Annotated in this window: 26 protein-coding genes and 1 riboswitch; of the genes, 7 read left to right on the plus strand and 19 right to left on the minus strand. The window is 72.9% G+C overall.

Annotated features, from left to right (window positions below; all coding sequences use genetic code 11):
• Nucleotides 1-5: 5 nt before the first annotated feature.
• The 4 genes from kdpF to ACIGXW_RS18450 form a co-directional block, all read right to left on the minus strand.
• Nucleotides 6-95 carry a K(+)-transporting ATPase subunit F gene (gene kdpF / locus ACIGXW_RS18435; RefSeq protein WP_071961700.1) on the minus strand — a complete coding sequence of 30 codons (90 nt, stop codon included), beginning with the start codon at nucleotides 93-95 and terminating at the stop codon, nucleotides 6-8.
• 324 nt (nucleotides 96-419) lie between these two features.
• Nucleotides 420-1,202 carry a DUF3710 domain-containing protein gene (locus ACIGXW_RS18440; protein ID WP_399573943.1) on the minus strand — a complete coding sequence of 261 codons (783 nt, stop codon included), beginning with the start codon at nucleotides 1,200-1,202 and terminating at the stop codon, nucleotides 420-422.
• A 1-nt stretch (nucleotide 1,203) separates the two neighbouring features.
• Nucleotides 1,204-1,704, minus strand: coding sequence for a dUTP diphosphatase (dut, locus tag ACIGXW_RS18445; RefSeq protein WP_360910664.1), 501 nt, complete (start codon nucleotides 1,702-1,704; stop codon nucleotides 1,204-1,206).
• 25 nt (nucleotides 1,705-1,729) lie between these two features.
• Nucleotides 1,730-2,314: a PaaI family thioesterase gene (locus ACIGXW_RS18450; RefSeq protein WP_399573944.1), complete on the minus strand. Its 585-nt coding sequence runs from the start codon at nucleotides 2,312-2,314 to the stop codon at nucleotides 1,730-1,732.
• A gap of 59 nt (nucleotides 2,315-2,373) precedes the next feature.
• Here ACIGXW_RS18450 and ACIGXW_RS18455 point away from each other — a divergent pair, with 59 nt between their 5' ends.
• Nucleotides 2,374-2,817, plus strand: a complete 444-nt coding sequence (locus tag ACIGXW_RS18455) for a DUF3093 domain-containing protein (RefSeq protein ID WP_399573945.1) — start codon at nucleotides 2,374-2,376, stop codon at nucleotides 2,815-2,817.
• 1 nt (nucleotide 2,818) lies between these two features.
• Here ACIGXW_RS18455 and ACIGXW_RS18460 read toward each other — a convergent pair whose 3' ends face one another.
• The 4 genes from ACIGXW_RS18460 to ACIGXW_RS18475 form a co-directional block, all read right to left on the minus strand.
• On the minus strand, nucleotides 2,819-3,610 hold the full coding sequence (locus ACIGXW_RS18460; RefSeq protein WP_399573946.1) for a hypothetical protein: 792 nt from the start codon (nucleotides 3,608-3,610) through the stop codon (nucleotides 2,819-2,821).
• Nucleotides 3,611-3,624: 14 nt separating this feature from the next.
• Nucleotides 3,625-3,921, minus strand: coding sequence for a DUF4193 domain-containing protein (locus ACIGXW_RS18465; RefSeq protein ID WP_360910672.1), 297 nt, complete (start codon nucleotides 3,919-3,921; stop codon nucleotides 3,625-3,627).
• Nucleotides 3,922-4,327: 406 nt separating this feature from the next.
• Complete coding sequence (locus tag ACIGXW_RS18470) at nucleotides 4,328-5,614, minus strand: sensor histidine kinase (RefSeq protein ID WP_399573947.1); 1,287 nt, start codon at nucleotides 5,612-5,614, stop codon at nucleotides 4,328-4,330.
• Between the two features lie 6 nt (nucleotides 5,615-5,620).
• A complete protein-coding gene (locus ACIGXW_RS18475; RefSeq protein WP_071961699.1) occupies nucleotides 5,621-6,274 on the minus strand; it encodes a response regulator transcription factor in 654 nt (217 codons plus the stop codon).
• 299 nt (nucleotides 6,275-6,573) lie between these two features.
• Between ACIGXW_RS18475 and ACIGXW_RS18480 the strand changes: the two genes are divergently transcribed.
• Nucleotides 6,574-6,741 (plus strand): hypothetical protein, encoded by a 168-nt coding sequence (locus ACIGXW_RS18480; protein WP_177337439.1) that lies wholly within the window; start codon nucleotides 6,574-6,576, stop codon nucleotides 6,739-6,741.
• Nucleotides 6,742-6,831: 90 nt separating this feature from the next.
• On the opposite strand, the gene ACIGXW_RS18485 is transcribed toward ACIGXW_RS18480, so the two are convergent.
• Together ACIGXW_RS18485 and ACIGXW_RS18490 are read right to left on the minus strand one after the other, a co-directional pair.
• Nucleotides 6,832-7,632, minus strand: a complete 801-nt coding sequence (locus ACIGXW_RS18485) for an inositol monophosphatase family protein (RefSeq protein WP_071961698.1) — start codon at nucleotides 7,630-7,632, stop codon at nucleotides 6,832-6,834.
• Between the two features lie 14 nt (nucleotides 7,633-7,646).
• Nucleotides 7,647-8,774, minus strand: coding sequence for a ferrochelatase (locus tag ACIGXW_RS18490; RefSeq protein WP_399573948.1), 1,128 nt, complete (start codon nucleotides 8,772-8,774; stop codon nucleotides 7,647-7,649).
• 143 nt (nucleotides 8,775-8,917) lie between these two features.
• Between ACIGXW_RS18490 and ACIGXW_RS18495 the strand changes: the two genes are divergently transcribed.
• Both ACIGXW_RS18495 and ACIGXW_RS18500 read left to right on the plus strand, forming a co-directional pair.
• Complete coding sequence (locus tag ACIGXW_RS18495; RefSeq protein WP_399573949.1) at nucleotides 8,918-10,165, plus strand: MFS transporter; 1,248 nt, start codon at nucleotides 8,918-8,920, stop codon at nucleotides 10,163-10,165.
• Nucleotides 10,122-11,444, plus strand: a complete 1,323-nt coding sequence (locus tag ACIGXW_RS18500) for a D-arabinono-1,4-lactone oxidase (RefSeq protein WP_399573950.1) — start codon at nucleotides 10,122-10,124, stop codon at nucleotides 11,442-11,444. Before ACIGXW_RS18495 ends, ACIGXW_RS18500 begins: the two co-directional genes overlap by 44 nt.
• Before the next feature lie 19 nt (nucleotides 11,445-11,463).
• Here ACIGXW_RS18500 and ACIGXW_RS18505 read toward each other — a convergent pair whose 3' ends face one another.
• Complete coding sequence (locus ACIGXW_RS18505) at nucleotides 11,464-12,456, minus strand: hypothetical protein (RefSeq protein WP_399573951.1); 993 nt, start codon at nucleotides 12,454-12,456, stop codon at nucleotides 11,464-11,466.
• 360 nt (nucleotides 12,457-12,816) lie between these two features.
• Between ACIGXW_RS18505 and sepH the strand changes: the two genes are divergently transcribed.
• Nucleotides 12,817-13,914, plus strand: a complete 1,098-nt coding sequence (gene sepH, locus ACIGXW_RS18510; protein ID WP_360910686.1) for a septation protein SepH — start codon at nucleotides 12,817-12,819, stop codon at nucleotides 13,912-13,914.
• A gap of 79 nt (nucleotides 13,915-13,993) precedes the next feature.
• Here the strand turns inward: sepH and ACIGXW_RS18515 are convergent, their stop codons facing one another.
• Complete coding sequence (locus ACIGXW_RS18515) at nucleotides 13,994-14,830, minus strand: sulfurtransferase (protein ID WP_399573953.1); 837 nt, start codon at nucleotides 14,828-14,830, stop codon at nucleotides 13,994-13,996.
• Between the two features lie 271 nt (nucleotides 14,831-15,101).
• Here ACIGXW_RS18515 and ACIGXW_RS18520 point away from each other — a divergent pair, with 271 nt between their 5' ends.
• Nucleotides 15,102-15,908 (plus strand): VOC family protein, encoded by an 807-nt coding sequence (locus ACIGXW_RS18520; protein WP_399573954.1) that lies wholly within the window; start codon nucleotides 15,102-15,104, stop codon nucleotides 15,906-15,908.
• Here the strand turns inward: ACIGXW_RS18520 and ACIGXW_RS18525 are convergent.
• Genes ACIGXW_RS18525 through ACIGXW_RS18540 form a run of 4 tightly spaced genes read right to left on the minus strand, consistent with a single transcriptional unit; the run spans nucleotide 15,905 to nucleotide 21,285 of the window.
• Nucleotides 15,905-16,564 carry a thymidine kinase gene (locus ACIGXW_RS18525; protein WP_071963448.1) on the minus strand — a complete coding sequence of 220 codons (660 nt, stop codon included), beginning with the start codon at nucleotides 16,562-16,564 and terminating at the stop codon, nucleotides 15,905-15,907. The two genes, ACIGXW_RS18520 and ACIGXW_RS18525, sit on opposite strands and share 4 nt — an antisense overlap.
• 48 nt (nucleotides 16,565-16,612) lie before the next feature.
• Complete coding sequence (locus ACIGXW_RS18530; protein WP_399573955.1) at nucleotides 16,613-17,833, minus strand: alkaline phosphatase family protein; 1,221 nt, start codon at nucleotides 17,831-17,833, stop codon at nucleotides 16,613-16,615.
• Nucleotides 17,830-18,429, minus strand: a complete 600-nt coding sequence (locus tag ACIGXW_RS18535) for a DUF5998 family protein (protein WP_071963446.1) — start codon at nucleotides 18,427-18,429, stop codon at nucleotides 17,830-17,832. Before ACIGXW_RS18535 ends, ACIGXW_RS18530 begins: the two co-directional genes overlap by 4 nt.
• Before the next feature lie 57 nt (nucleotides 18,430-18,486).
• Nucleotides 18,487-21,285, minus strand: a complete 2,799-nt coding sequence (locus ACIGXW_RS18540; RefSeq protein ID WP_399573956.1) for a GNAT family N-acetyltransferase — start codon at nucleotides 21,283-21,285, stop codon at nucleotides 18,487-18,489.
• Between the two features lie 161 nt (nucleotides 21,286-21,446).
• Here ACIGXW_RS18540 and ACIGXW_RS18545 point away from each other — a divergent pair, with 161 nt between their 5' ends.
• Nucleotides 21,447-21,728 (plus strand): HPr family phosphocarrier protein, encoded by a 282-nt coding sequence (locus ACIGXW_RS18545; protein ID WP_071964671.1) that lies wholly within the window; start codon nucleotides 21,447-21,449, stop codon nucleotides 21,726-21,728.
• A 130-nt stretch (nucleotides 21,729-21,858) separates the two neighbouring features.
• On the opposite strand, the gene ACIGXW_RS18550 is transcribed toward ACIGXW_RS18545, so the two are convergent.
• The 3 genes from ACIGXW_RS18550 to ACIGXW_RS18560 form a co-directional block, all read right to left on the minus strand.
• A complete protein-coding gene (locus ACIGXW_RS18550; RefSeq protein WP_399573957.1) occupies nucleotides 21,859-22,578 on the minus strand; it encodes a GntR family transcriptional regulator in 720 nt (239 codons plus the stop codon).
• A gap of 201 nt (nucleotides 22,579-22,779) precedes the next feature.
• Nucleotides 22,780-23,565, minus strand: coding sequence for a M23 family metallopeptidase (locus ACIGXW_RS18555; protein ID WP_399573959.1), 786 nt, complete (start codon nucleotides 23,563-23,565; stop codon nucleotides 22,780-22,782).
• Nucleotides 23,566-23,576: 11 nt separating this feature from the next.
• A riboswitch (cyclic di-AMP (ydaO/yuaA leader) is annotated at nucleotides 23,577-23,731 on the minus strand.
• Nucleotides 23,732-23,974: 243 nt separating this feature from the next.
• Nucleotides 23,975-25,351 (minus strand): M16 family metallopeptidase, encoded by a 1,377-nt coding sequence (locus tag ACIGXW_RS18560; protein WP_399574068.1) that lies wholly within the window; start codon nucleotides 25,349-25,351, stop codon nucleotides 23,975-23,977.
• Nucleotides 25,352-25,357 lie beyond the last annotated feature (6 nt).

Genomic DNA, 25,357 nt, shown 5'->3' on the forward strand with positions numbered 1-25,357 from the left:
TGTACTCAGAACCTCTCCGGGAAGACAAGGGCGAGGATCAGGTAGCCCAGGAGGGCGACGGCGACGAGCAGGCCGACGATGTTCTCGGCGGTCACAGCTTCGTCACCCCCTTGGCGACGAGAGCCACCAGCGCGAAGACCGCGATCGTGGTGACGACGAAGGCCACATCGGCCATCGTGTGCTCCTAGAGAGGTTCGGATGAACGGACCTCTAGAGGAAACAGCGAATACCGATCGGTTCGAAGTCCGTTGACGCCTCCCTTACGGCCATTAGCGCGCCCTTGACGAGATCCATACGCGTACCTCCCGGACCTGCGAAAACGCCGCTGGGCCGGAACCCGTACTTCGGGTTCCGGCCCAGCGAAACGGCCTCTTCCGGCCGCGCGGCGGCCCGTTCCGGCGCCGTGCGGCAGACCTGGCTCAGCGCACCTCGGTGATCTCCGGACCGCGCTGGAGGCGGTCCACGCCACCGGCGAAGCGCGAGCCCTGCTCCTCCTGCTGCAGCCCCTCGGCGACCATCTGGGCGTCCTCCGGCAGCTTCAGCACGATCGGGTCGCGCGGAGCCATCGGGGACTCCCCGCGCACGACGACCGTGTCGCGGAAGATCTGCTCCAGCAGCCCGGCGGTCTGCGGCTGCACCGCGCCCTGGCCGGAGATGACACCGCGCAGGAACCAGCGCGGACCGTCACAACCGACGAAGCGCACCAGCTGCACGCCCTGGGTGCCGTCCGGCAGCGCCACGGGCACCTGGGCCCGCAGCTCCCAGCCGAGCGGGCCCTCGACCTCGTCCACGACACCGCCCTGCTGGGTGATGCCGCCGGCGATCTCCTCACGGACCTCGACCCAGATGCCTTCGCGCTTGGGCGCGGCGAACGCCTGCAGCTGCACGGCGCTGTCGCGCAGCACCACGGTCGCGGCGACGATCGCGTCCCCGGCGACCTCGACCCGCAGCTCCATGCCCTCGACACCGGGGACGTACAGCCCGCCGAGGTCCACCCGGCCGTCGCCGGGCTCCATGACCTCGGAGATGTCCCACGGCCCGTCGGGGCGCGGCTCCGGCTCCAGCCGGATCCTGCTCTCGGCCGCGGAGGCATGTGCGTCCTCGTTGGCGAGGGCGTCCTCGGCCAACTCATCGGAGGTCACGTCATCGATACGATCATGATCGACAACGTCCTCGCTGCGCTTGCGGCGACGACCGAACACGTCACTGTCCTTCCCGGTCGCAGGCGACCGAAGCGAATCCATTCCCCACGGCAGCGTGGCCACCGGTGGACCCGAAGCCCCCTTCGGCCCGCGCCGAGCCGGGAAGCTCCGCCACCTCGTGGAAGCGAACCTTCTCGACCTGCTGTACAACCAACTGGGCGATGCGGTCGAACCTCTCGAACCGAACGCTTTCGCGCGGGTCCAGATTGACCACAATCACCTTGATCTCTCCACGGTACCCGGCATCGATGGTGCCCGGGGCGTTGACCATGGACACTCCGCAGCGGGCGGCGAGGCCGGAGCGGGGGTGCACGAACGCGGCGTACCCGTCGGGCAGGGCGATCGAGATGCCGGTGGGCAGCACCATCCGCTCGCCGGGCGCCAGCTCGGCGGCCTCGGTCGTGACCAGGTCGCAGCCCGCGTCACCGGGGTGCCCGTACGAGGGAATGGCCACCTCGGGGTCGACCCGGCGGATCAGGACGTCGACGGGCTGACGGCTCACTGCGTACTCCTGCTCATTGCTGCGCTCACGGGTTCACCTCGAAGGCACGGGCGACCCTGACCTGGTCGGGATCGGCGAGTACCGCCTGGATCTCTTCCTTGCGGCCGTTCTCGATGAAGTGCTCGACCTTGACCTCGATGAAGACGGCCTCCGCGTGGACGGCGACGGGCCCGTCCGGGCCGCCGATCCGTCCCGTGGCCGTGCAGTAGATCTTGCGACCGTGCACCGCGACGGCCTCCGCGGTCAGGTGCAGCACCGTGCCCACCGGCACCGGACGCAGGAAGTCCGTCTCCAGCCGGCCGGTCACCGCGATCACCCGCAGGAGCCAGCCCAGCCCGCCCAGCGTCTCGTCCAGGGCCGTGGCCAGCACGCCTCCGTGCGCCAGGCCGGGGGCGCCCTGGTGGGCCTCCTTGACCTGGAACTCGGCGGTGACGCTCACGCCCTCGCCGGCCCGCGTCTGCAGGTGCAGCCCGTGCGGCACGCCGCCGCCGCAGCCGAAGCAGTACTCGTAGTGCGACCCGATGATCTCGCCGGGCGCGGGCGCTTCGGGGTGCCGCACCGGGGGCCCGGCGTCGGCCGGCGGTGTCAGCGCTGTCGTTCGTCCACTCACAGGGGCTGACCTTACCCGCGCCGACGGCACCCGGTCCTGTCCGTGCCAAGCTTGTGCGTATGCAGCCTTACGAAGAACGCCTGACCGCGCCCCGTTCCTGGTGGTTCATCGCGGTTCTCGCCGGTATCGCCATGGCGCTGATCCTGCTGCCCCTGGGCACGCTGCCGATGCTCGGCGGCCTGGCCGGCGGCGGGGTGCTCGCGGCCGTCGCGGTCAGTTCGTACGGTGCGGTGCGGATCCGGGTGGTGGGCGACTCGCTCGTGGCGGGGGACGCGAGGATCCCCGTGGCCGCGCTGGGGGTGCCCGAGGTCCTGGACGCCGAGGAGGCCCGCGCCTGGCGCACACACAAGGCCGACACTCGCGCGTTCATGCTGCTGCGCGGGTACGTGCCCACGGCGGTGCGCATCGAGGTCACGGACCCGGCGGACCCGACTCCCTACCTCTACCTCTCCACGCGCTCCCCCGAGCGCCTGGCGGCCGCTCTGACGGCCGTACGGGCCTGACCTAGGCGAGACCCAGGCCCGACTCGTCCCAGGGCACCTGGTGCTTGCGCAGGTCCTTGCGGACCTTCGCGGCGAGCCGCTTGGTGTCGCGGCGGTTCATCGCCGCGCCGACGGCCGCGCCGATCATGAAGGGCGCGACGTTGGGCAGACTGCGGAACGTGCGCTTGAGGACCTGCTGCCGCAGCTCGCGCCTGAGCTGGCCGCCGAGGGCGGCGTTGACCGTCAGGGGGGACGTGACGTCGATGCCCCGCTCGTCGGCCCACGCGCCGAGGTAGGCGGTGGCCCGCTGGCGCACGGACCCGGGCGCGGGGACGCCGTAGACCTCGTGCAGCTCGGCGATCAGTTTGAACTCCACGGCGGCGACGCCGATGACCTCCGCCGCCAGCTCCGCGGGCATGGCGGGCGGCACGGGCAGCATCGCCGCCGCGCCGATGCCGGCGCCCACGGTGGACGTGCCGTAGACGGCACCGGCCACCAGCTTGTCGGCCAGCTCCTCCGGGCCGAGGCCGGGGAACTGGACGCGCAGGGTCGCGAGATCGCGCACCGGGATGCGCGGGGCGTTCGCGATGATCCGGTCGGCGACGGCGGTCAGTCCCGCCCGCGCGCCCCGGCCGCCCATCCTCACCTTCTGCGCGCCGCGGCCGACCACGGCCGCGAGCGAGGCCTTACGGCCTCGCTCGATGCTCGGGTCGACGTCGGCCCCGGCGGAGCCGCCAGGTGCGCCCTCGGCAGGCCCGGTGGTCAGGTCGGGCTGCCGGGAACGCCGCTTCCGGAACGGGGTCGAGCCTGCCATGGCAGACCCTCGCCTCACTCGCAGTCGCGGCAGACCGGCTGACCGTTCTTCTCTCCGGCCAGCTGGCTGCGGTGGTGTACGAGGAAGCAGCTCATGCAGGTGAACTCGTCGGCCTGCTTGGGCAGGACCCGGACGGCCAGCTCCTCGTTGGAGAGGTCCGCGCCGGGCAGCTCCATGCCCTCAGCGGCCTCGAAGTCGTCGACGTCTACCGACGAGGTCGACTTGTCGTTCCGCCGGGCCTTCAGTTCTTCGATGCTGTCCTCGTTGACATCATCATCGGTCTTGCGTGGGGTGTCGTAGTCCGTTGCCATGTCGCTCTCCCCCTCTGGGTGTCTGCGGTGTCTCCAGCGCACGTAACGCGTGAGAGGCCGGACTTGTGCCCGACCCGAGGCGGAGATTTTGCCTCACATCAAGGTCTGTTACTCAATCGACACCCAACCGCACACCTGAAGAGGTGATCGGGATGGGTGGCGATCGGGACCGTACACGGCCGGAAAGCCGGGTGCGGCCGCACCATCTCGTGTACTTCCCGTGATCAGGACCCCCGGAAACCCCCATTTTTCAGGCGTTCCCGAAGCTCTTTCGGTCACGGAGAGTAGATGGCCGGAAGTCTGCGTATGTGACTGAACACACACGACCACAGCGTCGGTCGGAACGGGAAAATTCCGCCCAAAGCGAACCAGTGGCCGACCCATTCTCGCAGACTCCCGGACCGGCTCAGGTCGGCAGGACCACCCGCATGACCAGGCCGCCCCCTTCACGGGGCTCCGCGGTGATCCGTCCGCCGTGCGCGCGGGCCACCGAGCGCACGATGGACAGGCCCAGGCCCACGCCCTTGTCGCTGCCCGTACGCTCCGTACGCAGCCGGCGGAACGGCTCGAAGATGTTGTCCAGCTCGTAGGCGGGGACGACCGGGCCGGTGTTCTCCACCACCAGCACCGCCTGTCCCGGCTGTGCCTGGGTCGTCACCTCCACCCAGCCGTCCGGAGTGTTGTAGCGCACGGCGTTCTGCACCAGGTTCAGCGCGATGCGCTCCAGCAGCACGCCGTTGCCCTGGACGACCGCGGGCTGGCGGGTGCCGCGCAGCTCCACGCCCTTGCCCTGCGCCTCCGTACGGGCCTGGTCCAGGGCCTGGGAGGCCACCTCGGCGAGGTCCACGGGCTTGCGGTCCACGATCTCGTTGTCGCTGCGCGCCAGCAGCAGCAGGCCCTCCACGAGCTGCTCACTGCGCTCGTTGGTGGCCAGCAGGGTCTTGCCCAGCTGCTGGAGCTCCGGGGAGACCCCGGGGTCCGAAAGATGGACCTCCAGCAGCGTCCGGTTGATCGCGAGCGGGGTGCGCAGCTCGTGCGAGGCGTTGGCCACGAAGCGCTGCTGCGCGGTGAAGGCCCGCTCCAGCCGGTCGAGCATCTCGTCGAAGGTGTCCGAGAGCTCCTTCAACTCGTCGTCCGGCCCGCCCAGTTCGATGCGCCGGGTCAGGTCCGTGCCGGCGACGCGGCGGGCGGTGCGGGTGATCTTGCCCAGCGGCGAGAGGACCCGGCCCGCCATGGCGTAGCCGAAGGCGAACGCGATCACGGCGAGCCCGAGCAGCGCCAGCAGCGAGCGGCGCAGCAGGGACCCCAGGGCCTCGGCGCGCTGGTCGCGCATGCAGGCCTCGAGGATGCCGTTGGCCTGCTCGGCGGTGAGGCCGGGGCTCTTCAGCTCGGGGCAGGTGTTGCGGGTCACCTGGACCTGGCTGCCGTTGACCAGCTTGATCAGAGGCTCGCTGCCGACGCTCAGCGCGTGGGCCGCCAGCAGATAGATGATCGTCAGCAGCAGGACGCCGGCCATCAGGAACATCCCGCCGTAGAGCAGGGTGAGCCGTATGCGGATGGTCGGGCGCAGCCACGGGAACGGGCGTACGACCGGCTGGCGGGGGTCCCAGGTGGGCTTCGGCGGGGTGGCGTCCTGCCGGGACCCGGACTGCGGGGGCGTGGGGGGCGCGGGGGTGGCGGGGGAGGGTGCCATCGCGGGTCAGATCCGGTATCCGGAGCCGGGAACGGTGACGATCACAGGGGGCTCCCCGAGCTTGCGGCGCAGCGTCATCACGGTGACGCGGACGACGTTGGTGAAGGGGTCGGTGTTCTCGTCCCAGGCCTTCTCCAGCAGCTGCTCCGCGGAGACCACGGCGCCCTCGCTGCGCATCAGCACCTCCAGCACCGCGAACTCCTTGGGTGCCAGCTGCACCTCGCGCCCGTCGCGGAACACCTCTCGGCGGTTGGGGTCCAGCTTGATGCCGGCCCGCTCCAGGACGGGCGGCAGGGCGACGGTCGTGCGCCGGCCCAGGGCCCGTACGCGCGCGGTCAGCTCGGTGAACGCGAACGGCTTGGGGAGGTAGTCGTCGGCCCCGAGCTCCAGGCCCTCCACGCGGTCGCTGACGTCGCCGGAGGCGGTCAGCATCAGCACGCGGGTGGGGATGCCCAGCTCGACGACCTTGCGGCAGACGTCGTCGCCATGGACGACCGGCAGGTCACGGTCGAGCACGATGACGTCGTAGTCGTTGACGGCGATGCGCTCCAGGGCGGCGGCCCCGTCGTACACGACGTCGACGGCCATGGCCTCCCGGCGCAGTCCGGTGGCTACGGCGTCTGCGAGCAGCTGCTCGTCCTCGACGACGAGTACGCGCACGGCGCTGGTCCTTCCTTTTGAGCCCTTGTGGGCAGCTTCGATGACCCCGGTGGGTCACTCCATCCTGCCTCGGATGTCGATAAACCGGCCGTAAGGGGTGTCCGGCGGCCAGGATGGGAAGGGATTCCGGATTGCTCGGTGATCGCAGGTTTCCGCCCGGAGAAGGGTGGGGAAGACGTCTGCACACCCGCGATCACGCTTCTCCGTACGCATCGGCGTACGCGGATACCCACGCACGTGATCGTTTTCGCCGTGGCACACCCCCGTGCCGCCTATCCACGACGAGGGGGCGCAGCACCATGGACGCGTTCACAGCAGGCATCCTGCAGCGCATAGAGAGCACCCGGTCCGACCTCGACCACGCCCGCCGAACGGGCGACGACTACCTCGCCGACGTCGAACAGGCGGAGCTGGAGGATCTTCACCGCCTGGCCGCCGAACACGGCGTACCGATCAGCGCCGCCTGATCCCCCCACGAACCGGGGCCCCGCCCCACACCCGGACGCCGGACGGCTGCCCACCCAGCCGCCCGGCGTCCGGCGATTTCCCTCCCCCGGCTAGTCGTGCCAGGCCCCCAGCGCCTCCAGCCGCTCCTGCAACGGCTCGAAGAGCCCGGCGGGGGCCGCGACCGTGAGCTCGCCGGAGGCCGGCTCGCCCGGGCGCCCGCCCGTCATCGCCCCCGCCTCGCGGGCGATCAGCGTGCCGGCCGCGAAGTCCCAGGGGTTGAGCCCCCGCTCGTAGTAAGCGTCCAGCCGGCCGCAGGCCACGTCGCACAGGTCGATCGCGGCGGAGCCGCCGCGCCGGATGTCCCGTACCTCGGGCAGCAGCGACCGCAGCACCTCGGCCTGCGCGGCCCGCCTGTCGGTCAGATAGCCGAAGCCGGTGCCGAGCAGGGCCTGCTCGAAGGCGGGCGCGGGCCGGCAGCGCAGCCGCCGGTCGCCGACGAAGGCGCCCTCGCCGCGCACCGCCCGGTACGTCTCGCCGCGCACCGGCGCCGCGACGACGCCGACGACCGCCTCGCCGTCGATCTCGGCGGCGATGGACACGGCCCAGGACGGCAGGCCGTAGAGGTAGTTGACCGTCCCGTCGAGCGGGTCGATCACCCACCGGATCCCGCTGGTGCCCTCGCTCTGCGCGCCCTCCTCGCCCAGCAGCCCGTCCTGCGGGCGCCTCTCCGCGAGGAATTCCGTGATCAGCTTCTCGGCGGCGATGTCCATCTCGGTCACGACGTCGATGGGGCTGGTCTTGGTGGCGGCCACGCCCAGGTCGGCCGGGCGGCCGTTCCTGAGCAGGGTGCCGGCGCGGCCCGCGGCCTCGAGGGCCACGGCCAGGAGTTCGGCCTTCAGGGTGTCGCTCACGGTGCTGGTGCTCCTTACGCGTACGGACTGTCGGCGCCCGCGGCGGCCGGGCGCGGCGCCCGGGCCGGGCAGCAGCCGACGGGGCAGAGGTCGTGGGAGGGCCCAAGGGCGCCCAGCGCGCAGCGCTCGGGCAGCTCCCCGCGCTCGCTCGCGGCCCGCTCCAGGACCAGCTCGCGCACGGCGGCGGCGAAGCGCGGGTCCGCCCCGACCGTGGCGGCCCGGGCCACGGGCAGGCCGATCTCGGCGGCCCTGGCCGTGGCCTCGGTGTCGAGGTCGTACTTGACCTCCATGTGGTCCGAGACGAAACCGATCGGCACCATCACCACGCCCGGCGCGCCCTCGCCGTGGACGGCTTCCAGGTGGTCGCAGATGTCGGGTTCGAGCCAGGGGATGTGCGGGGCGCCGCTGCGCGACTGGTAGACCAGGCTCCAGGGCCGGTCGGCGCCGGTCTCCTCGCGCACCGCGTCGGCGACGAGCCGGGCCACCTCCAGGTGCTCGGCGACGTACGCCCCGCCGTCGCCGTGGTCCTCGACGGGGCCGGAGGCGTCCGCGGCGGCCGTCGGGATGGAGTGCGTGGTGAAGGCCAGGTGCGCCCCGGCCCGGGCCTCCTCGGGCAGCCGCTCCAGCGCGGCCAGCGTCGCCTCGACCATGGGCCGCACGAACCCGGGGTGGTTGAAGTAATGCCGCAGCTTGTCGACGCGCGGCAGCGGCAGCCCCTCCGCCTGGAGCGCGGCCAGCGCGTCCGCGAGGTTCTCCCGGTACTGCCGGCAGCCGGAGTAGGAGGCGTAGGCGCTGGTGGCCAGGGTGAGGACGCGGCGGTGTCCGTCGGCGACCAGCCGGCGCAGGGTGTCGGTCAGGTACGGCGCCCAGTTGCGGTTGCCCCAGTAGACCGGCAGGTCCATGCCCTGGGCGGCGAAGTCCTCGCGCAGGGCGCTCAGGAGCGCGCGGTTCTGGTCGTTGATGGGGCTGACGCCGCCGAAGAGGAAGTAGTGCTGCCCGACCTCCTTGAGCCGCTCGCGGGGAATGCCGCGGCCACGGGTCACATTCTCCAGGAACGGGACGACGTCGTCCGGTCCCTCGGGCCCGCCGAAGGAGAGCAACAGCAGGGCGTCATAGGGGGCGTGGGCTGGCTGATCCGACATGGCTCCGATCCTGCCACCCGGCGCTGACAGCGGGAAATGCGAGTGCATCGAACGAAGGTCCGGACGTAATCTGTATCGGCCACCTACATCCCTTACGGCACCCTCGTCCCGTCCCCCCGTCCCAAGCCTCCTGGGAGCCGTCTTTGTCCAGTCCCTACACCGCGATATTCGCCGCCCCCGGCAGCAAGGGCTTCGCCGCGGCGGGCTTCCTCGGCCGGCTGCCGCTGTCGATGATGGGCATCGGCATCGTCACGATGGTCTCGCAGCTGACCGGGCGGTACGGCCTGGCGGGCGCGCTCTCCGCGACGATGGCGCTCTCCGCGGCCGTCTGCGGTCCGCAGGTCTCCCGGCTGGTCGACCGGCTGGGACAGCGCCGCGTGCTGCGCCCCGCGACGGCGATCGCGCTCGTGGCGGTGGCCGGACTACTGGTGAGCGCGCAGCAGCGGTGGCCGGACTGGACGCTGTTCGTCTTCTCGGCGGGGGCGGGCTGCGTGCCGAGCGTGGGCTCCATGGTGCGGGCCCGGTGGGCGGCGATCTACGGGGGCTCCCCGCGCGAGCTGCACACCGCGTACTCCGCCGAGTCCGTGATCGACGAGGTGGTCTTCATCGTGGGGCCGATCCTGTCGATCGGTCTGTCGACGGCGTGGTTCCCCGAGGCGGGCCCCCTGCTGGCCGCCTGCTTCCTCGCGGCCGGCGTCTACTGGCTGACCGCCCAGCGCGCCACCGAGCCCACGCCCCATCCGCGCGCCGAGCACACGGGCGGCTCGGCGCTGCGTTCGCCGGGGCTGCAGGTCCTGGTGGGGGTCTTCGTGGCCACCGGCGCCCTCTTCGGCTCGATCGAGGTGGTGACCGTGGCCTTCGCCGAGGAGGAGGGGCACAAGGCCGCGGCGAGCCTGGTGCTCGCGGTGTACGCGCTGGGCTCCTGCCTGGCGGGGGCGGTCTTCGGCCTGCTGCATCTGAAGGGCGACCCGGCCCGGCGCTGGGTTCTGGGCGTGTGTGCGATGGCCGTGAGTATGATCCCCCTCCAACTGGTCGGGAACCTGCCGTTCCTGGCCGTGGCTCTCTTTGTCGCGGGCCTGTCCATCGCGCCGACGATGGTCACGACGATGGCCCTCGTCGAGCAGTACGTACCGCGCGCGAAGCTGACCGAGGGCATGACCTGGACGAGCACCGGGCTCGCGGTCGGAGTGGCGCTCGGCTCGTCGGCCGCCGGCTGGGTGGTGGACGCCGCCGGCGCCGCGGCGGGGTACGCGGTGCCCGGCGTGGCGGGTGGGCTCGCGGCCGCCGGCGCGTTCCTCGGGTACCGCCGGCTCCGGCCGGCGCCTGAGCGGGTGGGGGTCGGCACAGATGACCGCAACGACAAGGACAAGAACGAGCAGCGCGTGGCGTAACTGGGCGGGCAACGTCACCGCCCGGCCCGCGCGGTCGGTGGCACCGGCCACGGCACGGGAGCTGGCGGAGGCGGTCCGCCGGGCCGCCTCGGACGGCCTGAAGGTGAAGGCGGCCGGCACCGGTCACTCCTTCACGACGACGGCCGTCACGGACGGGCTGCTGATACGCCCCGAACGACTGACCGGCATCCATGCGGTCGACCGGGCCGCCGGCACCGTCACGGTCGCGGCGGGCACCACGCTCAAGCACCTCAACACGGCCCTGTCGGCGCACGGCCTGTCGCTGACGAACATGGGCGACATCATGGAGCAGACGGTCTCCGGTGCCGTGAGCACCGGCACCCACGGCACCGGCCGCGACTCGGGCTCGATCGCCGCCCAGATCACCGGCCTGGAGCTGGTGACGGCCGACGGCTCGGTGCTGACGTGCTCGGCCCGGGAGAACCCGGAGGTCTTCGCGGCGGCCCGGGTCGGCCTCGGCGCGCTGGGCGTGATCACCGCGATCACCTTCGCGGTGGAGCCGGAGTTCCTGCTGCGGGCGCGGGAGGAACCGATGCCGCTCGGCCGGGTGACGGCGGAGTTCGACCAGCTCGTCGCCGAGAACGAGCACTTCGAGTTCTACTGGTTTCCGCATACGGAAAGCTGCACCACCAAGCGCAACAACCGCAGCGCCGGCCCCGCCGTGCCGAACGGCCGCATCGGCGCCTGGGTGGAGGACGAGCTCCTGTCCAACGGCGTCTTCGGGGCCGCCTGTGCGCTGGGCCGGGCCGTCCCGGCCGCCGTCCCGGGCATCGCCGCCCTCGCCGCACGCGCCCTGTCGGCCCGTACGTACACCGACGTCCCGTACAAGGTCTTCACCAGCCCGCGCCGGGTCCGCTTCCTGGAGATGGAGTACGCGCTGCCGCGCGAGGCGGCGATGGCGGCGCTGCGGGAGCTGCGGGCGGTGATCGAGCGCAAGCGGCTGCGGATCGCCTTTCCCGTGGAGGTGCGGACGGCTCCGGCGGACGACATCCCGCTGTCGACGGCCGCCGGGCGGGACACCGCCTATCTGGCCGTACACATGTACAGGGGGACGCCGCACCGGGCGTATTTCACCGCGGCCGAGCAGATCATGACGGCCCACGGCGGCCGGCCGCACTGGGGGAAGCTGCACAGCCGCGACGCGGCATATCTGGCCGGTGTCTATCCGCGCTTCGCGGAGTTCCTCGCGGTGCGGGACCGGCTGGACCCGCACCGCGTGTTCACCAACGACTACGTGCGGCGCGTCCTCGGCGAGTGAGGCCGGCGCCGGCCGGCCCTTAGGCGGTCGTGCCGGCGGCGGTGCCCGCGCTCGTGCCCGCCGCCGCGTTCTGGCCCTGCGGCGGCGGGGTGGACTGGCCGCCCGTGGTGCCGCCCGCGCCCTGGCCGCCGGTGGTGGTGCCCTTGCCGTCGTCCTGGCCCTTGCCGCCCGGCGACGCGCCGGGGGTGGGGTTCGACGGGGCGGGCGAGGGCGAGGAACCGCTGCCGGAGGACGGGGAGGTCGAGGGATTCGGCGACTGCTTGCCCGTACCGCCGCCCTGCGACGCGCCCGGGGACGGCGACGGACCGTCGCTTCCGTCCGTCTCCTGCCCGGCGCCGCCCTGGGAACGGCCGGGGTCCGGCACGTGCGAGGGATCCGGGTCCCGCTTCTGCTCCTGCTTCTGCGGCTGGAACAGCCGGCTGACGGTCGTCCCGTCCTTGCTGCCGTCCGCGCTGGAGCCGGAGACCAGCTCCACGGCGGTCACCGTGCCCATCGCCAGCGCGAAGACGGCGCCGGCCGCCAGCAACGGGCGCTTCCAGCCGCGCAGCCGGGTGCCGTGGGTCGTGCCGGTCGTGTAGTCCTCGGAGTACCCGTGGAAGTGCGCGTGATCAGGTGCGCCGGTGTACGCACCGGCGTGCGCCTCAGATTGCGCCGGGTTTGCTCCCGGATGTGGCGCCTGGTGCAGCAGTTGCGTGCGGTCCTGGGCCTTCGGCAGCACGCGCGTCGTGTCGGCCGTGTCCCGCACGGGAACCCGGCGCGATCCGGTCTCCGGCGGCAGCGTGACATCGCGGAGCTGCTCACCCGTACGTTTGAACAGGTGTTGAAAAACTGTGCCACCCGTGGTGGCCACGACGCTGACGACACCGGCACCGATGACCGTGCCGTATACACCGAGTTTGCCCGCGAGCAGCGCGGCGACCACCGCCGCCAGTGCGCTACCGGCCACTTGTGCGACGCTCAGGTCGAGCCGCTTGCCCTGGGGTTTTGCCTCACTTTCGGGTTTGTCGTCCATCTCCAGCCCCTGTTGGTCCCTTCAGTACCTCTTGTAGCCAGAAGAGACATTCGAGCCTAACGAACAGTTCCGGATCCGGCGATTGTGTGAACCTCGCCACCCACGGGTAGGCGCTCCGCCACAAGGGGCGCATTTCAACTCCCTTGTCGCACGTGAACTTCGCTGGCGCGCCGATCCACCCCCAGTGGCCCGAATGGAGTACTGTGACGAGCCCTGGCCCCAATATCCCGTCCGGACCGCCCGGAACGAACCGGACCCAACGGGAGGGGCTCGGGCGGCTCTGGCCCCGTCAACTCGGCAATGTTGTGGCAGGCTGCTACCCGGGCAGGCCACACTCGACTAGCGGAAGCAGCGACGCAGGTGACGTCGGCAGGCACCACCCGGGAGGTCCCCATGCCCGAACTGCGTGTCGTGGCAGTCTCCAACGACGGCACACGGCTGGTGCTCAAGGCTGCGGACAGCACGGAGTACACGCTTCCCATCGACGAGCGGCTGCGTGCCGCCGTGCGCAACGACCGTGCGCGTCTCGGCCAGATCGAGATCGAAGTGGAGAGCCACCTCCGCCCCCGCGACATCCAGGCCCGTATCCGGGCCGGTGCGTCGGCGGAGGAAGTCGCGCAGCTCGCGGGCATTCCCGTGGAACGGGTCCGGCGCTTCGAGGGCCCCGTCCTCGCCGAGCGCGCCTTCATGGCGGAGCGGGCCCGTAAGACACCCGTACGCCGGCCCGGCGAGAACACCGGCCCGCCGCTCGGCGAGGCCGTGGGAGAGCGGCTCCTGCTGCGCGGTGCCGACAAGGACAGCGCCCAGTGGGACTCCTGGCGCCGCGACGACGGCACGTGGGAGGTCCTGCTCGTCTACCGCGCCTCCGGCGAGCCGCGCGCGGCCAGCTGGACCTACGACCCGCCGCGCCGGATCGTTCAGGCGCTGGACGACGAGGCGCGGGCCCTCATCGGCGAGACCGACGAGACGCCCGAGCCGAGCTTCCCGTTCGTGCCGCGCATCGCCCGGCTGCCGCGCGACCGGCCGCTGGACCGCACCCTGGACCGGGAGCGGCAGACGTCCGCCCCCTCCACCGATCCGGAGGCGTCCTCCGACGAAGCGCCGGCGGAGGAGCCCGCCAAGGAGCGGGACTCGCTGACGAGCCTGCTCGAGGCGGTACCCAGCTTCCGGGGCGACATGGTCGTACCGGAGAGCGCCACCACGGCTCCGATCCCCTCGCCGGCCTCCGACACGCCCGGCGAGGAAGCGGATTCCGTGGAACCGCCGGCCCCGGCCGCCAGTGCGGGGTCCGCGTACGCCGATGTGCTCATGCCACGCTCGGTGGCCGGCCACCGCGACCGCCTGATCGGCACCACCGATCGCCAGGCCGAAGCGGACGGCGTCCGCCCCGGCCGCCGCGCCGCGGTCCCGAGCTGGGACGAGATCGTCTTCGGCACCCGCCGCAAGAAACAGGACTAGCCAGGGCTGACACGCCCTCAGGCGCCGGACGGACTCCAGTGGAGCCGTCCGGCGCCTGAGGGCTGTTTCCGACAGGCCGTCAGCCCGGCAGGGGCCCGGTCGCCACCGGTCGGGCGGGGTCGGACGACCATTCGCTCCACGAACCCACGTACAGGCTCGCCGGAATGCCCGCGACCGCCAGCGCCAGCACCTCCTGCGCGGCGGAGACCCCCGAGCCGCAGTAGACCCCCACCTCGGTACCGGCCGAAGCGCCCAGGCCGGCGAACCGCGCCGCGAGCTCGGCGGCCGACAGGAAGCACCCGTCCGCGCCCACATTGTCGGTCGTGGGCGCGGAGACGGCGCCGGGGATGTGGCCGGCGACCGCGTCGAGCGGCTCGACCTCGCCGCGGTACCGCTCCCCCGCCCGCGCGTCCAGCAGCAGCCCCCGGCGCGCCAGTTCCGCGGCGCCGTCCGCGTCGAGCAGCGGCAGCGCCCCCGGCGCCGGCACGAAGTCGCCCTCCTCCACGGGCGGCACCTCCCGTGTCGGCCGCCCGCCCGACGCCGTCCACGCGGCGAGCCCGCCGTCGAGGACCCGTACGTCCGGGTGACCCGCCCAGCGCAGCATCCACCAGGCGCGGGCGGCGGCCCAGCCCAGCCCGTCGTCGTAGACGACGACCGAGCGGTCCGAGCGGACCCCGGCGCGCCGCATGGCGGCGCCGAACACCTCGGTGTCCGGGAGCGGGTGACGGCCCCTCGGCCCCGCGGGGGCGGCGAGTGCGCTCTCCAGGTCGACGTAGACGGCGCCGGGGAGGTGCCCGGCCTCGTACTGCGGCAGGCCCGGCGGGCCCCCGGGGCGGTAGCGAACGTCCAGAAGCGTGGGCCCTCGCTCGCCCTCCGAGGCGCTCGCCCACTGCTGTGCGGTGATGATGGCATCCATGCCCCCATCCTGGCGTAGTCGGCATTGCGCCGAATGGCCCCCTGGCCAGACGCCGCGATGCTGATCGATACTGGACGGCAATGACGCGGGCAGGGAAGCGGGACGCGAAAGCGGGCATTCTCCTGCGGGAACCCATGAAGTCCGGCGCGGCCGGGGGGCGTCTCACGACAGGTGGTGCAAACATCTGGTCGGGCACCGCCCTGTACCACCCCCCGCGCGCCCGGAGAGCGGGACGCGCGGCCACCACGAGGGTCCGAGGAGACGACTGACGATGACCGAGGTATGGGGATCCTCCGAGACCGGCGAGGAGGAGACCCGGCACCACACACCGGGCACTCCCTGCTGGACGAGCCTCCTGGTGCACGACCTGGAGGCGACCAAGGAGTTCTACGGCAGGCTGTTCGGCTGGACGTACTACAGCCCCGGTCCACGCCAGTTGGGGCCGTACGTCCGCGCCACGCTCGACGGCCACAATGTGGCCGGGATCGGGGAGCTGCCGCCCGACCGTCAACTCCCCAACGCGTGGACCACCTATCTGGCGAGCGACGACGCGGACGTGTGCGCGGAGTGGATCCGCTGCTCCGGCGGCACGGTCGGGGTGGGCCCGCTGGCAGCCGAGGGGGCGGGGCGGCTGGTGCTGGCCACGGACCCCGCGGGGGCACCCTTCGGCGTCTGGCAGGGGCAGCGGCTGCTGGGTCCCCGGCCGGCGGGCACGCCCGGCGCCGAAGGCACGCCGGTCTGGCACGAACTGGTGACCCATGACGCGGCGGCGGTGCTGAAGTTCTACCGCGCCCTCTTCGGGTACGAGACGAAGGCGGCCGGAGCCGTCGACTCCGACGCCTTCACGCTGCACGTGGACGGCCGTCCGGTCGCCTCGATCCGCGGCGCCGGGCCCTCGCTGCGCCACCCGCACTGGATGACGTACTTCGAGGTGGCGGATGTGGACGCCACCGCTCGTCGGGTCGCCGAGCTGGGCGGACGCGTGGTGAGCGCCCCGCAGGAGACCCCTGCCGGCCGGGTGGCGACGGTCGCCGACCCCGAGGGCGCGGCCTTCACCCTGCAGCGGACGGGACGTTAGTCGGAGCCCTCGGGATCCACCGGCAGCACATCCGGCGACAGCGCGGCGGCACGGGCCGCGGCGGCCGTCAGCCTGCGGCGGTGGTGGCGGCGGCACAGCACCTCGTAACCGACCACGGTCTCGGGCTGGTTGACGTCGCCGACGACGATCTGCTCGCCCTCGACGACCATGTGTCCGCCGATCGTACGGGCGTTGTGCGTGGCCCGCGCACCGCACCAGCACAGGGCTTCGACCTGCAGCACCTCGATGCGGTCGGCGAGCTCGACCAGGCGCTGGGAGCCGGGGAAGAGCTTGGTGCGGAAGTCGGTGGTGATACCGAAGGCGAAGACGTCGAGCTCGAGGTCGTCGACGATCCGGGCCAGCTGGTCGATCTGCTCCGGGGTGAGGAACTGCGCCTCGTCCGCTATGACGTAGTCGGCACGGCCGCCCGCCGAGAGGTGCCCGACGACGTGCGCGTAGAAGTCGAACCCCTCCCCCGCCTCGACGGAGTCGGTGACCAGGCCGAGCCGGGACGACAGCTTGCCCTCACCCGCGCGGTCGTTGCGCGTGAAGATCATGCCTTGCAGGCCGCGGGTCGAGCGGTTGTGCTCGATCTGCAGAGCGAGGGTGCTCTTTCCGCAGTCCATCGTTCCGGAGAAGAACACCAGCTCGGGCATGGGAAGGCCAATGCCTTTCATTTGTCGTGAGGGAAGGTCGGAAAAGGGTCAGGAACGGACTTCGAGGAGCGGCACGAGCTGCTCGACGGGCGTCATGGAACCGTGCAGTCCGACCATCTTCGATTCGTTCGGCTCGGTCTCGGTGGCGACGATCGCGACGTCGTCCCGGGCGGCGGCGACGACGTCGCCGATCCGCCCGTACACCCGGTCGTCGACGCCCTCGCCGGGCGGGCCGAACCAGCCCGCCTCGATCGCCTCGTCACGCCCCGCGACCCACATCTGTTCGCCGAGCACCTCGCGCCACACGGCCAGGACGTCGGCCGCCGCGCCGGGCACGGCGTAGACGTGGCGGGCACGGGCCTCGCCGCCCAGGAGCGCGACGCCGGCGCGCAGCTCCCAGTCCTCGTCGAAGTCGATGCGCGACTCCGGGTCGAACGGGATGTCGATCATGCCGTGGTCGGCGGTGACGTACAGCGCGGAGCGCGGCGGCAGCTGCTCGGCCAGGCGCTGGGCGAGCAGGTCCACGTACATCAGCTGGCCGCGCCACTCCTCGGAGTCCACGCCGAAGCGGTGGCCCTTGCCGTCGACCTCGCTGTAGTAGGTGTAGACGAGCGAGCGGTCGGCGGCGCCGAGCCGGTCGGCGGCGAGGTCCATCCGTTCCTCGCCGGAGAGCCGGCCGTGGAAGGTGCCGCCGCTCAGCGCGATCTTGGTCAGCGGGGTGTGCTGGAAGTCGGGGGCCGAGACCTGGCAGGTGGCGATCCCGGCGGCGTCCGCGAGCTGGAAGACCGTGGGGTACGGCTGCCAGGCGTGCGGATCGGTCCACGGGCGCCAGCGCAGCTGGTTCATCAGCTGCCCGGTGGCCGGGTCGGCCACGGTGTAGCCGGCGAGGCCATGGGCGCCGGGCGGCAGTCCCGTGCCGACCGAGGCGAGGGAGGTCGCCGTGGTCGAGGGGAAGCCCGCGGTCATGGGCGCGCCGGTGCCGTTCATCGAGCTCGACAGCAGGGAGTGCAGGAACGGCGCCTCCGCGGGGTGGGCGCGCAGCAGCTCCCAGCCCAGGCCGTCGATCAGGAAGACGCACACGCGGTCGGCGGGCGTCAGCTCCATGCCCGAGCCGAGCCCGGGCACGCCCATGCCCGCCGCGACCGTGGGCAGCAGGTCGGCGAGCGAGCCGGTGCCGTAGCGGGGCAGCGGGGCGGAGCGGGGGGCGAGCGGGGCCGGATCGTGCCAGGCGGAGCCTGCGGCCGTGGGGCCCGGGGGGTATCCGGTCATCGGCGGGCGGTCGCCGCCGTGGCCGCGGTCGCCTCGGAGAGCGCCTGCGCGAAGGCGAGGGCCTGCCGCACGGTGTCCGGACCGTCGCCGGCCTCGCTGACGCGCAGGCTCAGATCGTCGGCCGTGGAGGAGCCGGTGTAGCCGTGGTCGGCGTCGCAGTTGGGGTCGCCGCAGGCGGCGGGCTCCAGGTCGATGCGGGAGACGGCGCCCCAGCCGATGGTCAGGACGACCTCGCGGGGCAGGGTGCCCGGGGTGTACGCCTCGGGGTTGGCGACGACGCGGCTGAGCACCACCGAGGAGATCCGGTCGAGCTTGACGGACTCGGTGGAGGTGGTGGCGTACGGGGACGGCGACGTGCCGTCGGCGGCCTGCTCGTCGGTGTGGCTGACGATGAATCGGGTGCCCGTCAGGACGAGGACGGTCACATGGCGGCGCACCTCGTTGGCATCGAACGTCGTCTCCTGGTGGACCAGGTACGACACGACCGGCTCCCCGCCCACGGCGGCCTCCACCGCCTCGGCCACGAGGGCCGGGTAGTAGCCGCTGCGCTCGATCGCTGCGCGCAGCCCCTGGGTCGTCGTACCGGTCTTCGCCATATGCCCATCCTACGGGGCGTACGGGGCCCTCCTGCCGCCGATCCCCGGCCGGGGCGCTCAGTACGGGGGCAGGCTGCGCGGGCCGAGGTCGGTGCGGGCCGGCGGCGGGGCGAGCCGTATGGACGCGCCGAGGACGTGCACGCCGTGCTGGGCGACGATCACCGGCTCGAGGTCGGCGCCCACGACCTCGGGATGATCGTCGACCAGCCGGGACACCCGCAGCAGCAGCTCCTCCAGGGCGGGGGTGTCGACCGGCGAGGAGCCGCGCCAGCCGAACAGCAGGGGCGCGGTGCGGATCGAACGGATCAGCTCGGCGGCGTCCCGGTCGGTGGCCGGTACGAGGCGGTGGGCGGTGTCGCCGAGCAGCAGGGACGGGGCGCCGGCCAGCCCGAAGGACAGCACGGCCCCGGCGGCCGGGTCGATGGTGGCCCGGACGACCGTGTCGACGCCGCGGGGGGCCATCGACTGCACGACGAGCCGGGTCTCCTCGGGCTTGCCGAGCAGATCGGTCAACTCGGCGTAGGCGCGGCGCAGTTCCCTCTCACCGCCGAGGTCCAGGCGGACTCCGCCGAGGTCGGCGCGGTGGCGCAGATGCGGTGCGGTGGGCTTGAGCGCGACGGGGAAGCCCAGCCGGTCCGCGGCCCGTACGGCGCTGTCGGGGTCGGCCGCGGGCAGGGCGGGCAGCACGGCGATGCCGTAGCGGGCGAGGAGGCGCTGGGTGTCGGCGGCGGAGAGGGTCACCGCCCGGGGCGCGGTCGCGCCGTGCGCCTCGAGCAGCACGTCGATGTCGGCGTCGGCACCCGCCTCGTCGATGTCGTCGTACTCGGGCACCCGTCCGGGGGCGGCGGCCTGCCGCCGCCACTGGGCGTAGCGCACCGCCTCGGCGAGCGGGCGGACGGCCCGCTCGGCGGCCGGGTAGGCGGGGATGCGGACCGCGGGGGCGGGGGGCCCGTCGTCCGGTGCGGCGGGGTCCGCGGGCTCCGGCGCCGGGGGCCGGTGGGGCGGCGGGGCGGCGAGGGCCTCGGCGAGGCCGGGGATCTCCAGGTGGACCACGGCCACCGGCTTGGCGGCCGGCGCGCCGGCGACCGCCGCGCGCAGGGCGTCGGCGAGGTCGGCCGCCGAGGCGTCGCCGACCCAGGGGATGGCGGTGACGACGACGGCGTCGCAGGCCCGGTCGGCCAGGGCCTCGGCCAGGGCGGCGCGGAAGTCCTCCGGGGCGGCGGCGGTGGTCAGGTCGCGCGGCATCAGCGGATGCAGCCCGTCCGTGAGGCAGGCGTCGTAGGTGAGGAGGGCGAGGGACTCGGAGTTGCCCAGGATGGCGACGCGGGGGCCGGCGGGAAGCGGCTGGGAGGCGAGGAGCAGGCCCGCGTCGGCGAGCTCGGTGACCGTGTCGACCCGGATGACCCCGGCCTGCCGCAGCAGGCCGGAGACGGTGGCGTCGGGGATGCGCGGGGCGGGGACGGTGTGCCCGGCCGGCGCCGCGGAGCCGTGGCGGGCGCCCTTGACCACGACGAGCGGCTTGCGGGCCGCCGTGCGCCTGGCCAGGCGGGCGAACTTGCGCGGATTGCCGATCGACTCCAGGTACATCAGGGCGACGTCGGTGTCCGGGTCGTCGTGCCAGTACTGCAGGAAGTCGTTGCCGGAGACGTCGGCGCGGTTGCCGGCGGAGACGAACGTGGAGATGCCGACCAGGCCGGCCGCGCGCCGGTGGAGCCCGCCGAGCAGGGCGATGCCGATCGCGCCGGACTGGCTGAAGAGCCCGACCCGGCCGGCGGCCGGCAGCTCGGGCGAGAGGGAGGCGTTGAGCCGGACGCCGGGGGCGGTGTTGATCAGGCCCAGGGCGTTGGGACCGATGACGCGCATGCCGTAGGAGCGGGCCTGGCGGACGAGCTCGCGCTGCCGCTCGCGGCCCTCGGCCCCGCTCTCGGCGTATCCGGCGGACAGCACGACGAGGCCCTGGACGCCGTGTTCGCCGCAGTCGGCGACGACGTCGGGGACGTGCTCGGCGGGCACGGCGACGACGGCGAGGTCCACGGGGTCCTCGATGGAGAGGACGGAGCGGTGGGCGGGGACGCCCTCGGGCTCCAGCACGGACGGCTCGGCGGGGAAGGCCCTGTTGACGGCGTACGTGCGGCCGGTGAAGCCGCCGGCCAGGACGTTGCGCAGGACGGTGCGGCCGATGCCGCCGGGGGTGCGGCCGGTGCCGATGACGGCGAGGGAGCGGGGGGCGAGCAGCCGCTGGACCGAGCGGGCCTCGGCGAGCCGCTCGCGGGCGCGCTGGACGGCGAGGGACTCGGCGGTGGGCTCCAGGTCGAACTCCAGGCGGACGACGCCGTCCTCGAAGCTGCGCTTCTGGGTGTAGCCCGCGTCCGTGAAGACTTTGATCATCTTGGTGTTCGCGGGCAGCACCTCGGCGGCGAAGCGCCGGATGGAGCGCTCGCGCGCGACGGCGGCGATGTGCTCCAGCAGGGCGGAGGCGACGCCCCGGCCCTGGTGGGCGTCCTGGACGAGGAAGGCGACCTCGGCCTCGTCGGCGGGGGCGGAGGCGGGCATGCCGTGGCCGTCGATGCGGTCGTAGCGGACGGTGGCGATGAACTCGCCGCCGACGGTCGCGGCCAGGCCCACGCGGTCGACGTAGTCGTGGTGGGTGAAGCGGTGCACGTCCCGGTCGGAGAGGCGGGGGTAGGGGGCGAAGAAGCGGTAGTACTTGGACTCGTCCGAGACCTGTTCGTAGAAGCTGACCAGGCGCTGGGCGTCGTCGGGCGTGATGGGCCGGATCTGGGCGGTGCCCCCGTCGCGCAGCACCACATCGGCTTCCCAGTGGGCCGGGTACGCATGCTCGGACGGCGTCTGCATGGGGCCAGCGTAAGGCCGCCCGCTGACAGCCGGTGGTGGCGTGCGGCCCATGGCCGCGGGCCGGACGGCCCTACCCGGACCCGAGCGGGCGCGCGCAGGGGCACCGCGCGCCCCGTGCGACAATGGTCTAGACAACCAATATCGACTTGAAGGGCAACACCATGGTTGAGCGCCGCGTAAACGTCGGCTGGGCCGAGGGCCTGCACGCCCGGCCCGCGTCGATCTTCGTCCGTGCGGCGACGGCCGCGGGCGTCCCCGTGACGATCGCCAAGGCCGACGGCAACCCGGTCAACGCCGCGTCCATGCTCGCCGTGCTGGGCCTGGGCGCCCAGGGTGGCGAGGAGATCGTCCTCGCCACCGAGGCGGACGGTGCCGAGGCCGCGCTCGACCGTCTGGCCAAGCTGGTCGCCGAGGGTCTCGAGGAGCTCCCCGAGACCGTCTGATCCACCGGGCCCGCGTCGATTGCCGCGGACCGCTACGGGGCCGCGGCGGCCGACTCGGGGCAGCCGCGGCCCCGTTGTCGTAACCGCCGCGAATTCCCGGCCGCTATTCCCGGCGAATAGCGGCTCATTGTTAAGAACGTGCGCCAGCCGCGTTTACGGATTGTTTCGGGCCCGGCACCCGGTCCGCTGCCGCGGGCCGCCACTGCCGGAATTTCCCGGGCGAACGGCCGGCCCGGGCCACGGCCAGGGTCCGCGCCCGCTCGGCGTCCCCGCGGGCCACGGCGTCCACCAGCGCCCCGCACGCCTGCCAGCTCTCCAGCGGCCTGACGGGCGGCTCGGCCGCGTACACCCAGGCGATCTTGCGCCGCAGCTGAGTGAGCAGCGCCGCGAGGCTGGGGCTGCCGGACGCCTGGGCGAGGGTCTCGTCGAACCAGTCGCCCAGCGGGCGCAATTCGCTGGTCCGGCCCGTACGCGCGCGCTCCTGGCCGAGGCGTACGAGCCCCCGCAGGACCTTCAGATGGGCCTCGGTGCGCCGCTGGGCGGCCCGGGCGGCGCCCAGCGGCTCCAGCAGGGCACGGACGTCGAGCAGGTCGGCGGCCTCGCGCTCGGTGGGCTCGGCGACACAGGCGCCGGCGTGCCGCCGGGTGGTCACGAAGCCCTCGGAGGCCAGGGTGCGCAGCGCTTCGCGCACCGGCACCCGGGAGACGCCGTAACGGCGGGCCAGGAGTTCCTCGACAAGTCTGCTGCCGGGGGGAAAGGCGCCGGAGACGATGTCGTCGCGGATCGCCGTGCACACGGCGTGCGCGGAAATACCGCCCCTCCGGTGCACGCCCTCGTCATCGCCGTTCACGTACGGCCCCGCATGGGTGTACCTCCGACTTATGACTTAACCCCCGTGAATCACGGCCGATTGACGCCCGTTCAGCGACTCTATTGCAATCGGGTGGGATTTCCGATGGGTGGGCCGGTTCATGGATATCTTTTGGCCAAACACGAAGGCCCCGGCCAGGGGCCGGGGCCTTGCGTGAAGAAGCGGTGCCGCGATGCGGTCCTACAGGCTGACGCCGTGGGCGCTCATGTAGGCGATCGGGTCGATGTCGGAGCCGTAGGTGGCACCCGTGCGGGCCTCGAAGTGCAGGTGCGGGCCCGTGACGTTGCCGGTGGCGCCGGAGAGGCCGATCTGCTGGCCCGGGGTGACCGTCTGGCCGGCGGAGACGTCGAGGGACGACAGGTGGGCGTACTGGGTGTACGTGCCGTCGTTGTGCTTGATGACGACGTTGTTGCCGTACGCGCCGCCCCAGCCGGCCTCGACGATGGTGCCGGCGGCGACCGCGTGGACCGAGGTGCCGGTCTCGGCGTGGATGTCGATGCCGGTGTGGCTGCCGGAGGACCACAGGCCGCTGGAGGCCTTGTAGGAGGTGGAGACGTAGGAGCTGTCGATCGGGCTCACGTAGGTGCCCAGACGCTTGCGCTCTTCGTCGCGGGCGGCGCGCTCCTTGGCGGCGCGCTCCTCCTCGATCTTGCGCTTGGCCTCTTCGGCGCGCTGCTTGGCCTCGGCGGCCTTCTGCTTGGCCGTGGCCTCGGCCTGGAGGCGGATGGCGGCCTCGTCGGCGGCGCTGCGCTGGGTCTCGGCCTGGGCGTCGACGTTGCCGGCCATGACGTCACCCATGACGATGGCCTGCGTCAGGCCGGTGTCCTCGGTGCGGTGGCCGTCGTCGGTGGAGGCGAAGGCCGGGGCGGCGACGCCGGCGACCACGCCTGCGGCGGTGAGGGTGGCTATGCCCGCCACGTTGGCGCTGACGCGCACGGCACGACTCGGACGACGGTGCTTACCCATGCCTGGGCGATCCTTTCCTTCCTTCTCGCCTACCGGGTTAGCTGACGGGTTCGGAGCAGGAAGGTCTCCTACGGCTCCCTCGTGAGAGGGACCCGATTCACCCCAGGGACGTTTGGGTCCCCGGCTCCCCTCGGCTGGTGCCTCGGGAACTCGGCGATGGCTGCCCGGGACCGCGGTTGCGGCTCCGATCTGACGGACTGCCGCCCTGACGCTAATCCGCGTCGGATTCGAACGGCAAACAGAACGGCGCTTTTATGACCTACGCCACACGACCAACGTGCAACCACTGCATGAAATTGGACATAAGGGAGGCGCGTGTGCCTCTTCGGGCTCACGCGCCTCCCTTGTCCGCTCATATCCGGCACAGGGCACGGGAATACGGCGGCTGAACCTCCGTCAGGCAGGTCCGTCAGGCGGGGATGACGGTCACCTCGCCGATGCCGAGCGCCTTGACCGGCTCGGCGATCTCGGCCGCGTCGCCGACGAGGACGGTGACCATGCGGTCGACGGGGAACGCGCTGACGACGGCCGCGGTGGCCTCCACCGTGCCGGTCTCCGCGAGGCGTTCGTAGAGCCCCGCCTGGAAGTCGTCCGGGAGGTACTGCTCGACCTGGTCGGCGAGGGTGGCCGCGACGGCCGCCGCCGTCTCGTACTTCAGCGGTGCGACCCCGACCAGGTTCTGCACGGCGACGTCGCGCTCGGCCTCGGTCAGGCCCTCGGCGGCCAGCGTCCGCAGCACCGCCCACAGGTCCGCCAGCGCCGGGCCGGTGTTGGGGGTGTCCACGGAGCCGCTGATGGCGAGCATGCCCGTGCCCGCGGCGCCCTGCGACGGGGGCACCGAGCGCAGCACCTGGCCGAAGGCGCGGACGCCGTAGGTGTAGCCCTTCTCCTCGCGCAGGACGCGGTCCAGGCGGGAGGTGAGGGTGCCGCCGAGGCAGTACGTGCCGAGCACCTGGGCGGGCCAGACGCGGTCGTGCCGGTCGGATCCGGCGCGGCCGATGAGCAGCTGGGTCTGGACGGCGCCGGGGCGGTCCACGATCACGACGCGGCCGGTGTCGTCCGCGGTGACCGCGGGGACGGGCCGGGGCTCGGCGCTCGATCCGGTCCAGGCGCCGAGGGACTCGGCGAGGGCCTGGTCGAGGTCGACGCCGGTGAAGTCGCCGACGATGACGGCCGTCGCCGTGGCGGGGCGGACGTGGTCCTCGTAGAAGGCGCGCACGGCGGCGGCGTCGATGCGCTTGACGGTCTCCTCGCCGCCCTGGCGGGGGCGGGAGAGCCGGGAGCCGGCCGGGAAGAGCTCGGCGGACAGCGCCATGGCGGCCCGGCGGGCGGGGTTGGCCAGCTCGTGCGGGATCTCGTCCAGCCGGTTGTTCACGAGGCGCTCGACCTCGTTCTCCGGGAAGGCCGGGGCGCGCAGGGCGTCGGCGAGCAGGCCGAGGGCCTTGGCCAGCCGGGAGGCCGGGACCTCCAGGGAGATGCGCACGGCGGGGTGGTCGGCGTGCGCGTCGAGAGTGGCGCCGCAGCGCTCGAGCTCGGCGGTGAAGTCCTCGGCGCTGAGCTTGTCGGTGCCCTCGGAGAAGGCGCGCGCCATGATCGTGGCCACGCCGTCCAGGCCCTCGGGCTCGGCCTCCAGGGGCGCGTCCAGGCTGATCTCGACGGCGACGACCTGCTGGCCGGGGCGGTGGCAGCGCAGCACGGTCAGGCCGTTGGGCAGCCGGTCGCGGTCGGGGGCCGGGAACGCCCAGGGGGTGGCCTGCTCGGGCTCGGGCTGCGGGTGGAATTCCATCGTCGC

Source organism: Streptomyces sp. NPDC053079, from assembly GCF_044546695.1.
In the GTDB taxonomy this organism is placed as follows: domain Bacteria; phylum Actinomycetota; class Actinomycetes; order Streptomycetales; family Streptomycetaceae; genus Streptomyces.